The sequence below is a fragment of the Sphingomonas horti genome, from assembly GCF_009753715.1.
Lineage (GTDB): Bacteria > Pseudomonadota > Alphaproteobacteria > Sphingomonadales > Sphingomonadaceae > Sphingomonas_B > Sphingomonas_B horti.
Map to the genome: position 1 here is coordinate 16823 of NZ_WQMS01000004.1, position 10406 is coordinate 27228.

Genomic DNA, 10406 nt, shown 5'->3' on the forward strand with positions numbered 1-10406 from the left:
TATGGCTGACTGTATGTATCTCCATACATTCATACAGTTCGGATCATCGACATGAGCGCGGCGAGGATAACGGAGCAGGAAATCTGGTCAGCGTGTGATGGCTTGGTCGCTGCTGGAGTTGAGGCCGATCGAATTTCGGTCGGTATGGTTCACGAGCGGCTCGGACTGAGAGGCAGTCGTTCGACCGTCAATAACGGTCTCAAGGCGTGGCGCGCCCAACGGCCGACTGACCAGGCAAGCATGACCCTGAGCGACAGCCAGGTGGCGATGCTCGTGCAGACGGTGAAAACGATCATGCAGCAGTTTGTCGCTCCCTTAGAAGCGGCGCGAGCTCACGATGCTCAGCAGTTTGCTGAACGCGAGCGTCGGCTTCTCGATGAAGTGGAGACGGCTGACGAAGAATCGGCGCGCCTTGAGGCGGCCTTGGTAGCCGAGCAGGCCCGGTCGGCAGCCCTCTCACGACGGGTAGATGAGCTTGATCGTGAGTTGGCCCACTGGGAGGGTGTCGCAACCGAACTTCGCCGTGAAACGCAATTTCTGATCGACTCGATCGGAAGGCGAGGGTTGGGCTTCGAGGAGATGGCGGCGAGGCTCGCCGCGGCGCTCAGAAGCTGTCCACAAGGCACCCCAGAATCGTTGCCGCCGCCTCGCGCCAAGCGTTTGGGACCATCTGCTAACTAAGCTGCGTCACTCTTTGGGTGCTGGGCGCGCGGGCGAGCGGATGGCTGCCCGCTCCGGACGCGCGAAGGATGGCCGGGTTCAACACTTCTATGCTTGTGCGAACGAACCTGGTGCTCCGGTTCAGCGATTCACCTTTGTGACGACAAGACTACCTGGCGCAGCGGGTTCAAGGATCTCGACGGCAGGCGTGGCAGGGTCGAGCCAGCGCGCCCAATCGTTACGGCCAAGCACGACTATTTGGCGACTGTGATAAGGGGCGACATCTGGTCCTGGCTCGGTCGTCAGCATCGTAAAGGCTTCGCCGATTTCCGGCGCTGAGCGGAAGATGCCGGCGATACAGAACCAATTATGATCGCGCATTGTGAACAGCCACTTGTCCTTCACGCGCTTTTTCGGCCCGCCCTCGACGGGCAGCGGATCGGTGAACTCGTAGAAGCCGTCGGCGGGTATCAGGCACCGGTTCTCGCCGAAGCTCCGGCCATCCGATCGGAAGTTATAGACGGGCTTGCCGGTGGGACCAGGCCAGCTCCACCGGCGCTGGACCAGTTCATAACCGCCGCCCGCGCTCGCGCGGACGATCGGCGCCGTGTCGGTAATGCGAATGTCGTCACGGGGCGCCAGGTTGGGCGCACCTTCCGGGAAATCGATCCTGATTTTCAGGTCGCTGAAGTCGGTTGCGATCGTGTCGAGGTCAACGTTGAGCCGATAGTCATTGCACATCCCTTCGTCCTCGCCCGGATTGGAATCGCATGCAACTCGCGTTCCTGCTATGTTCTGGTCATGAGCCGAGTCGCTGATGTCCATTCCGCTGCTGAACGCGGTGCGCCGAGCACAAGAGCCGCCCGTGCGGCGTCCGGCTATCCGAGCAATCGGACCAGCCATGCCGAAAGGATCGGCGAGCCGGGCGCCGTGATCCGCCACGGCCATGACGGCCTCGAGATGGTCAACCTGCGCTGGGGCTTCGAGCCGCTTGAGCCAACCGGCCGGCCGGGCGCCGCGCTGCGCTCCGAAGGGCGTTCCTTTCCGACCAACCGCTGCCTGGTGCCGGCATCCGAGGTGTATCTGCCGTTCGACGGCCGGCGCTATCGCGTGTCGCTCGTCGACGGCGACTGGTTCTATTTCGCCGGCATCTGGCGGCCGGCGAGCCGCACTTGGCCTGCTTCCTATGCCGTGCTGACCATCGCGGCCGGCGAGGACGTGCGGCCGCTTCGCGAGCGACAAAACGCGGTCATCCTGCGCAAGGATCGGACGGCTTGGCTCGAGGGCGGCGACGAGGGGCTGCTTCGGCCACTCCCGAAAGGCACCTTCCGGGTCGAGCGCGCGGACAGCGACCCGCGCCAGGGACATCTGATCTGAGCCGCAGCGCGAGTCCTGATGACCGGATGCTCCGCCCGCACTCAATGTCTCGAGTCCCTCCGTGCTCAGGTAGCGCGGGTGGCGGCCGTGACGCGCACCGCCGACGCGCTGCCGTTCGGCCTGGCGGCGCTCGATGAACGGCTGCAGGATCATGGGCTGAGCCGGGGGGCGCTTCACGATCTGGCACCGGCGGCGCCGTGTCTTGCCGATGACGCGGCTACCACCCTGTTCACGGCCGGAGTTGTCGCGCGCCTGGCGCAGCAGGGAGGCAGCGTGCTCTGGGCCGTGTCCCGCTTCGACCTCTACGGACCCGGGCTGGAGCAGGCGGGGCTCGCGCCCGATCGCGTGATCTTCGTCGAAGCGCGCGACGACACGATGGTGCTCGCGGCAATGGAAGACGCTCTTCGCCACGGCACGCTCGCCGCGGTGGTCGGCGAAGTCCGGCGTGCCGGCATGACCGCGACGCGCCGGCTCCAGCTCGCCGCCGCCGAAACCGGAACGCCCGCCCTGCTTTTCCGCCGCTGGCGCAAGGCCGGCCAGTGCCCGCTCGCCGAGCCATCCGCGGCGGTCACGCGGTGGCGGGTCGGTTGCGCGCCGTCCCTGCCCGGTGCCGCGGGCCTGACGCGCGCGCGCTGGAGTGTCGAGCTCGCCCGCCAGCGCGGCGGCGATCCCTTTTCCATTATTGTGGAGGCCTGCGATGCCCAGGGTCGCCTCGCTCTTCCTGCCGCAGCTGTCGATCGAGCGGCTGCGCCGGAACGAGCGGCCGCTCGCGCCGCCTGAGCCGCGCGAGCCTCCCGCCCTGCCGGTCGACGAAGACCCGGGCCCCTGCTCGGTGCCGCGCGGCGGCGGCTGGCGACCCGGTGCGCGCTGGGCGCAAGACATACCGGCCAAAGCGCGCGGGGACGCGCCGACCGGAGCGGCGCCGGCGCGCCGGCGGCCCTCTATCTGGGAACTCGGCCCGCGCTCCGAAGCGGCCGACCACCCGTTTCGCGCGATGCCCCCTGATGAGGGCGGGCACGCCGGCCGGTTGGCAGCAGTTGCACCGGTCGCGGTCATCGCCGGTCAGCCGCTGATCCTGGTCGAGCGGTCGGGACAGCGCGAACTGGTCGCCGCCGCCTGCCCCGCGGCGCGCGCGCTCGGTCTCGGCCCCGGCATGCCCGTTGCTCACGCGCGTGCACTGGTCCCCGGGCTCGATATCCGTCCAGCCGAAGCAGAAGCCGATTCCGGGTGGCTGGAGCGCCTCGCGGTCCATGCTGTCCGGCACTGGACGCCGATTGCGGCGCCGTCCGGACCGGACGGGCTGTGGCTCGACATGACCGCAACGGCGCATCTGTTCGGGGGCGAGGAGCGATTCGCTCGGCGCGTGCAGGCATTTCTGCGGCGACTGGGGTTCACGGCCCGAGTGGCGATTGCCGACACGCCTGGCGCGGCGCACGCGATCGCGCGTTTCGGCGGCGGCGATCGGGTGATCGTCCCGGCCGGGGGCACACTCCGCGCGATCGCACCGCTTCCAGTCGAGGCGCTGCGGCTCACATCCGACGCGACCGAAGCGGCACGGCGGTTCGGCCTCGACACAGTCGCCGATCTGCTGCCGCTCCCGCGTGCACCGCTTGCGCGGCGGCTCGGGCGCGATGCGATCCTGCGCCTCGACCAGGCGCTCGGCCGCGAAGCCGAACCGATCGCGCCGACGCTGATCGAGGAGATGCCCACAGCGGAGCGGCGGCTTCTCGAACCGATCGGGACACCGGAGGCGATCGGGCAGGTGATCGATGACCTAGCCAATGATCTGGCCGAACGGCTGCGTGCAGACGGGCGCGGCGTCCGCGCACTGGCGCTCGTGCTGCTGCGCGTCGATGGCAGCGAGCAGCAGCTGCTGCTCGGGACGGCCAAAGCGACGCGCGATGCCAGGCACCTCGCGCGGCTCGTCCGTCTGAAGCTCGACACGATCGATCCTGGCTTCGGCATCGAGCAGGCGCGGCTGCTCACCACGCACGCCGAGCCGCTCGGCCCGGAAGCGCTCGGCCGCTCGCTGGCCGGCGACAGCAAGCCCGCCGACCTCGCGCCATTGGTCGACCAGCTCGCCGCTCGGGTCGGCGCAAGGGCGATCTTCCGGGTGGGGCTTGAGGAAAGCGACGTGCCCGAGCGCGCGGTGCGCCGCATCGACCCGCTCGAGGCGCCGACGGGCTGGCCATCGTGGCGGCGTCCGGCGCGGCTGCTCCGCGCGCCGGAACGCCTGAGCGGCGTCGTCGCCTTGCTCCCCGACCATCCCCCGCGGCGCTTCGCCTGGCGGGGCAAGACGTATGCGGTGGTCGCCGGCGACGGACCTGAACGCATCCATGGCGAATGGTGGCGGCGCGACGGCGAGCTCTGGGCAGTGCGCGACTATTTCCGCGTCGAGGTCGAAGGCGGCGGCCGTTACTGGCTGTTCCGCCGCGGCGACGGCGTCGATCCCCAGACCGGCGACTTGAGCTGGTGGCTGCACGGGGCTGGCTGATGGCAACTTATGTCGAGCTCCAGGTCACGAGCCACTTCTCGTTCCTGCGCGGTGCGTCGAGTCCCGACGAGCTGTTCGCCGCCGCTGCGCTGATGGGTCATACCGCGCTCGGGGTTTCGGACCTCGGCACTGTCGCCGGGATCGTGCGCTGCTGGGATGCGCAGAAGACCACTGGCGTGCGCCTGATCGCCGGCAGCCGGCTCGTGCTCGACGACGGCCGCGCCCTGCTGCTCTACCCGACCGACCGTGCCGCTTGGTCCCGGCTGACGCGGCTGCTGACGATTGGCAAGACACGGGGCGGCAAAGGCCAGTGCGTGCTCGGCTGGGGCGACATCGTCGCCCATGCCGATGGCCTGATCGCCATCCTGCTGCCGGAGGAGCCGGGCGAGCGGCTGGATCATGACCTCGTGCAGCTGAAAACCGCCTTCGGCAGGCGCGGCTTCCTCGCGCTGACTTTCTGGCGGCGGAGCGAGGATCTGGCCCGGCTGCATGCGCTGGCCGGCCAAGCGCGAGCCGCAGGCGTGCGGGCGGTGGCGACGGGCGACGTCCTCTATCATGCGCCTGAAGCGCGCTTGCTCCAGGACGTGCTGACCGCGATCCGCGAGAAGACCACCGTCGACGCGCTCGGCTTCCGGCGCGAGCGTCACATGGACCGGCATCTGAAAAGCCCCGAAGAGATGGAGCGGCGTTTCGCCGCCTTCCCCGATGCGATCCAGGCGACGGCGGACATCGCCGCTGAGTGCCGCTTCGATTTGGGCGCGCTCAGCTACCAATATCCGCACGAACGGGTGCTCGACGGCATGACGTCACAGCAGGCGCTTGCCACGCTGACGCGGCAAGCTGCCGAGCGGATGTTTCCCGACGGCATACCCCCTGCCTATGAACGCCAGATCGCGCATGAGCTCAAGCTGATCGAAGAGCTCGGCTACGCGCCCTATTTCCTCACCGTCAATTCGATCGTCCAGGAAAGCCGCCGGCGCGGCATTCTCTGCCAGGGCCGTGGCTCCGCCGCCAATAGCTGTGTCTGCTTCGTGCTCGGCATCACGTCGATCGACCCGATCAAGCACGAACTGCTGTTCGAGCGCTTCGTCTCCGGGGAACGCCGCGAGCCGCCCGACATCGACGTCGATTTCGAACATGAGCGGCGGGAAGAAATCATCCAGTGGATCTACGAGACCTATGGACGCCGCCACGCCGCGCTGACCGCGGTCGTGACGCGCTATCGCGCCCGCGGCGCGATCGCCGATGTCGGCAAGGCGCTCGGGCTGCCGCGCGACCTGACCAAGGCGCTGGGCGGGCTGGTCTGGGGCTGGTCATCGGAAGGCGTCGGCGAAAAGCAGGCGGCCGAGCTCAACCTCAATCTCGCCGACCGGCGGCTGCGGCTGGCGCTTGAGCTCGCACGAAAGCTGATCGGCTTTCCGCGGCATTTGTCGCAGCATCCGGGCGGTTTCGTGCTGACGCATGATCGCCTCGATGATCTGGTCCCGATCGAGCCCGCCCGCATGGCCGATCGCCAGGTCATCGAATGGGACAAGGACGATATCGACGCCCTCAAATTCATGAAGGTCGACGTGCTGGGCCTCGGCATGCTCGGCTGCATGAACCGGGCCTTCACGCTGCTCGAACAGGCGAAGGGTGTCCGCGTGTCGATGGCCGACCTGCAGGACGACGATCCTGCCGTCTACAGGATGATCCAGAAGGCCGATACTTTGGGCGTGTTCCAGATCGAGAGCCGGGCCCAGATGTCGATGCTGCCGCGGATGAAGCCCGCGCGCTTCTACGACCTTGTCATCGAAGTCGCGATCGTGCGGCCCGGGCCGATCCAGGGCGACATGGTCCATCCGTATCTCAGGCGGCGGGAAGGCAAGGAAAAGCCTGAATATCCCCGCCCCGAACTCCGCGCGGTGCTCGAAAAGACGCTGGGCGTGCCGCTGTTCCAGGAACAGGCGATGAAAGTGGCGATCGTCGGCGCCGGCTTTACGCCTGCCGAAGCCGACGCGCTCCGCCGCGCGATGGCGACGTTCAAATTCACCGGCGGTGTCAGCCATTTCTACGACAAGCTCGTCGAGGGCATGGTCGCGCGCGGCTATCCGCGCGACTTTGCCGAACGCACCTTCAAGCAGATCGAGGGATTCGGCTCCTATGGCTTTCCGGAAAGCCACGCCGCTTCGTTCGCGAAGATCGCTTATGCATCGTCCTGGATGAAATGCCATCATCCCGACGTGTTCTGCGCGGCGCTGCTGAACGCGCAGCCGATGGGATTCTATGCGCCGGCCCAGATCGTGTCGGATGCGCAAGCGCACGGGGTCGAAGTCCGGCCGGCCTGCATCAATGCGAGCCGCTGGGACTGCACGCTGGAGCCGACCGGCGGGCCGTATCATGCCGTGCGCCTGGGCCTGCGGCAGGTCCGCGGCCTCGCCAATCTTCATGGCGCTGCGATCCTATCCGCGCGCGGCGGCGACGGCTTTGCGTCGGTCGAGGACGTATGGCGCCGCTCCGGCGTGCCGCGTGCGGCGATCGAGCGCCTCGCGGAAGCCGATGCGTTTCATGCCATGGAGCCGCACCGCCGCCAGGGCCTGTGGAAGGTGCGTGGCCTGGGCGAAGCCCCGCTCCCGCTCTTCGAAGCCGCGGATCGGCACAAGCAGGCATTCAGTCCCGAGGGTGCCGAGCCGACAGTGGAACTTCGCCCGATGAGCGATGGCCGCGAAGTCGTCGAGGATTATCGCGCGCTGCAGCTGTCGCTGCGCGCCCATCCGCTCACTTTCCTGCGCGATGAGCTCGCCCGCCGCGGAATCGTGCGCTGTGCCGATCTTGCCCATGTTCGTGACGGCCGGCACGTCGAGGTCGCCGGGCTGATCCTGGTCCGTCAGAAGCCTGGCTCGGCCAAGGGCGTGCTGTTCATGACGATCGAGGACGAGACCGGCGTCGCTCAGGGAATTTTATGGCCCGACCGCTTCGAGGCGCAGCGCCGCACGGTAATGTCTGCGGCGATGATCGGCATGAAAGGGCGCGTGCAGAAAGAAGGCGATGTCATTCACGTGATCTGCGACCGGATCAACGATTATGCCGACCTCCTCGCCCAAGTGGGGCATCGCTCGTTCCCGCATCGGACGGGACGCGGGGATGGCGCTGTTCATTCCGGTGCGCCCGACAGGGGCGACCGCACTCTCGACCGGTCGCCGACCTACCACGGCACTGGCCAGGAACAGCCGCTCAGGCTGCAGACCCGCGACTTCCGCTGAGCCAGTGCCCACCCTTTCGCGTCACCATCAGGTGATCATCGATCTTTCGATCCGCATTCTCCGGCACGCAATGACGCGGGCCGGTGAAGGCCGTGTGGATACGATCGAGGTGCGCCTCGCGCTGCGGTGCCTGCTGCATCATTGCCCGGACCGATGGCCACTCGAACTGTTCTGGGACGCGGCGAAGGGCGACAATGACATCGGCCGCGCGCAAGGGACGACCGCCGCGTTCAACGGCATCATTCGACAGCTTCGTTTGGCGGGCAAATATCAGGATTAGCAGTGCCGGCAAGCATCCAGATCTTTCGTCCAGTGCTCGGCGAAGCGGTTCTTGTGCTGAATGAGCGTGGCGCCGCCCTCCAGCGTGAGGAAGAATGGCTTTGTTCCAAGCAGCCCCGATTTCTATTGATAGACAAGCGCGACGTTGGGCTCGCGGCGGATGTCTCGAACGGTATTCGTGTCATCGCGCGTGAAGAAGAAACTGTCGCCGTCAAACTCGACCTGCGATTATTGCTCATCGGCCGTCCGGCGATGGAGCCGTCTTCGCTGCGCGTCATCAGCACGGTGAAATCGATGTCGCGCATTTTTTCTGAAATATCGGCAAGGTCGAGCGTCGCCATGGTTGCTCCTCAAGACCTGTTCCAAGCGCGGCCGATGCGCTGAGGTGCCGCGACATGGACCAAAGCAGGTATGGAGGGTGTGTTCAGCATATGTGAGACGGTGGGCGAAGAGCCGGTCGGACAGATCCCTCGAACCAGGAGCTCCGCTTTGTCGCCAGCGGAGCGGTTTACAAGAAAGCATGGCGATGTTTTGAGGCGTGAGAAATGCGTAGTGCAGCGGTCGTGATCGCACTTGGTCTTGGCGCTCCCTGCTACGCGCAGACGACCGAACCGATTCAGCGGGGCCTTCAGCGGACTGGCCCCGGGACCGACGGCTGGAGCATCACGGTAGGAATTGCGCCGGTTCTGAGCCCGGCGTGGCTCGGATCGCGTGACATGGCACTGTCCGTCTATCCCGATCTTCGCGTGAATTATGGAGACTTGCTGTTCGCGTCCGTGCCCGAAGGGATTGGGGTGAACGCCATTAACCGGAGCGGCTGGAAAGCAGGTCCGTTGGTCAAGGTCCGTTTTGGACGAGACGAAGATAAGGGCGGTTCGCCATTTCTCGTTGCTGGCGCGAGCAACGCTCTTCGCGGCTTGGGAAATATCGATGCTGCTGCGGAGCCGGGTGTCTTTGTCGAGAAGCGGTTCGGGAATAGAGAAGAATGGCAGGCCCGCGCGGAGTTCCGGCGAGGCTTTGGCGGGCACGAAGGCGTCGTTGCGGATGTTTCCCTGAATTACCGAACGCGCCTTCGTCGTTCGATTTTCAGTATCGGTCCCCGCGCGACAGTCGCGAGCAAGGACTTCATGCAGACATTCTTCGGCATTGACGCGGCTCAGTCCTCGCGCTCGGGCCTCGGCCGTTACGATGCGGACGGCGGCATCCTATCCGCGGGGGTGGGCGCAACCATAATCAGGCCTCTCGATCGTCGTCGCGCGGTAACCCTTTTCACAAGCCTGGAGCGGCTCGGCGACGAAGCGGGACGCTCGCCCCTCATCCGTGAGCGCGGCCGACGGGGGCAGTTCACGATCGGAATCGGGTACGGATTCCGGTTCGGACTATAAGGGGCGCAAACTGCCGCCGCCGTCAGCGGAACCAATGTGCAGCTCCGCCTTGCCGCAATCCGATGAAAGTGGCGCCGATAACCATCAGAGCTGCAATCGCCGCTGCCAAGGCCACCGCTCCCGAGATCTGCCCACCAGCCACGTATATCGCCGCCAATGCCCATAAGAAAACGAGGGCATAAGGCGGGTTGCCCCTCCCGCTCAGCAACGCGACCGCCGCAATTGCACCCCCGGCCACAATGACGGCCGCCGAGATCACGCCGGCCGCCTCACCTGCCTCGACGCCATGGAAGCGCAAGGCGGCGGCTATGTTGACGATGGACGCAGCCGTCAACCAGCTCGCAAGCGCACTAAGCGGAAGAACTGCGCACCATCTATCGCCGGCGCTAAACGGCACATCCCGCCGCGAAAACCGTAGATAGACGACAATCAGGCAGACCAGCGTGAACAGGATGATGATCGCCGATATCGCGCTCAAACCAAAAATCTGCGTATAGAGCGCCCAGAGCGCGTTGCCGAGGAAAGCCCCTGCAGCCGGCCAGCGAATCTGCGCAAGCAGGCTATTGTGACGCTGGCTGGGAAGAGCCTGATATGCGGCAAAGACTATGGAACCGGCATAAAGTGCTCCCCAGATCGAGAACGCCCATCCGGCTGGTGTGATTAACGTGCGGACGCGGTCGGACTGTTCGCCGATCGGTTCGCCCAGACCAAACTGAGGCAGCAGGGGCGTCAGTATCTGCAGGGCCGCGAACAGAATTGGCGCAGTGCGTGAGACGGCGTTCGCGCCCGACGGCGATATAGAAGTATCGTTCATGTTGGTCGAACCCCGCGGGCGGGGATCGGTTGCCTTGCCGGTCATCGCGATTGCCGCGCAACCCCTGCAGATGTGAGCTGCCCCCTTCTGAGTGGTCCAGATTGTATCATAGTCTGGAACCCGAAGGAGAATTGGGATGGCAGGTCGCAGGCACA

10 protein-coding genes are annotated in these 10406 nt (G+C 66.1%); 8 read left to right on the plus strand and 2 right to left on the minus strand.

Translation table 11 applies throughout. The annotated features are described in order from the left end of the window. Positions 1–51 precede the first annotated feature (51 nt). Positions 52–681, plus strand: coding sequence for a DNA-binding protein (locus GON01_RS03450; protein ID WP_157025987.1), 630 nt, complete (start codon positions 52–54; stop codon positions 679–681). 120 nt (positions 682–801) lie between these two features. On the opposite strand, the gene GON01_RS03455 is transcribed toward GON01_RS03450, so the two are convergent. Beyond that, positions 802–1608 (minus strand): SOS response-associated peptidase, encoded by an 807-nt coding sequence (locus GON01_RS03455; RefSeq protein WP_309503897.1) that lies wholly within the window; start codon positions 1606–1608, stop codon positions 802–804. Between GON01_RS03455 and GON01_RS03460 the strand changes: the two genes are divergently transcribed. From GON01_RS03460 to GON01_RS03490, 7 genes are all read left to right on the plus strand, one after another. Continuing rightward, positions 1591–2037: an SOS response-associated peptidase family protein gene (locus tag GON01_RS03460; RefSeq protein WP_309503899.1), complete on the plus strand. Its 447-nt coding sequence runs from the start codon at positions 1591–1593 to the stop codon at positions 2035–2037. The genes GON01_RS03455 and GON01_RS03460 overlap by 18 nt on opposite strands. A gap of 87 nt (positions 2038–2124) precedes the next feature. Continuing rightward, a complete protein-coding gene (locus tag GON01_RS03465; protein ID WP_309503901.1) occupies positions 2125–2817 on the plus strand; it encodes an ImuA family protein in 693 nt (230 codons plus the stop codon). Further along, complete coding sequence (locus GON01_RS03470; RefSeq protein ID WP_157025991.1) at positions 2735–4531, plus strand: DUF6504 family protein; 1797 nt, start codon at positions 2735–2737, stop codon at positions 4529–4531. The genes GON01_RS03465 and GON01_RS03470 overlap by 83 nt, the downstream gene beginning before the upstream one ends. Next, positions 4531–7773 (plus strand): error-prone DNA polymerase, encoded by a 3243-nt coding sequence (locus tag GON01_RS03475; protein ID WP_157025992.1) that lies wholly within the window; start codon positions 4531–4533, stop codon positions 7771–7773. Before GON01_RS03470 ends, GON01_RS03475 begins: the two co-directional genes overlap by 1 nt. Before the next feature lie 31 nt (positions 7774–7804). Further along, positions 7805–8053, plus strand: coding sequence for a hypothetical protein (locus GON01_RS16855; RefSeq protein ID WP_309503903.1), 249 nt, complete (start codon positions 7805–7807; stop codon positions 8051–8053). 2 nt (positions 8054–8055) lie between these two features. After that, a complete protein-coding gene (locus GON01_RS03485; RefSeq protein WP_157025993.1) occupies positions 8056–8436 on the plus strand; it encodes a hypothetical protein in 381 nt (126 codons plus the stop codon). Between the two features lie 161 nt (positions 8437–8597). After that, a complete protein-coding gene (locus GON01_RS03490; protein ID WP_157025994.1) occupies positions 8598–9437 on the plus strand; it encodes a MipA/OmpV family protein in 840 nt (279 codons plus the stop codon). Between the two features lie 22 nt (positions 9438–9459). Here the strand turns inward: GON01_RS03490 and GON01_RS03495 are convergent, their stop codons facing one another. Further along, a complete protein-coding gene (locus GON01_RS03495) occupies positions 9460–10296 on the minus strand; it encodes a hypothetical protein (protein WP_232328637.1) in 837 nt (278 codons plus the stop codon). Between the last annotated feature and the right edge of the window lie 110 nt (positions 10297–10406).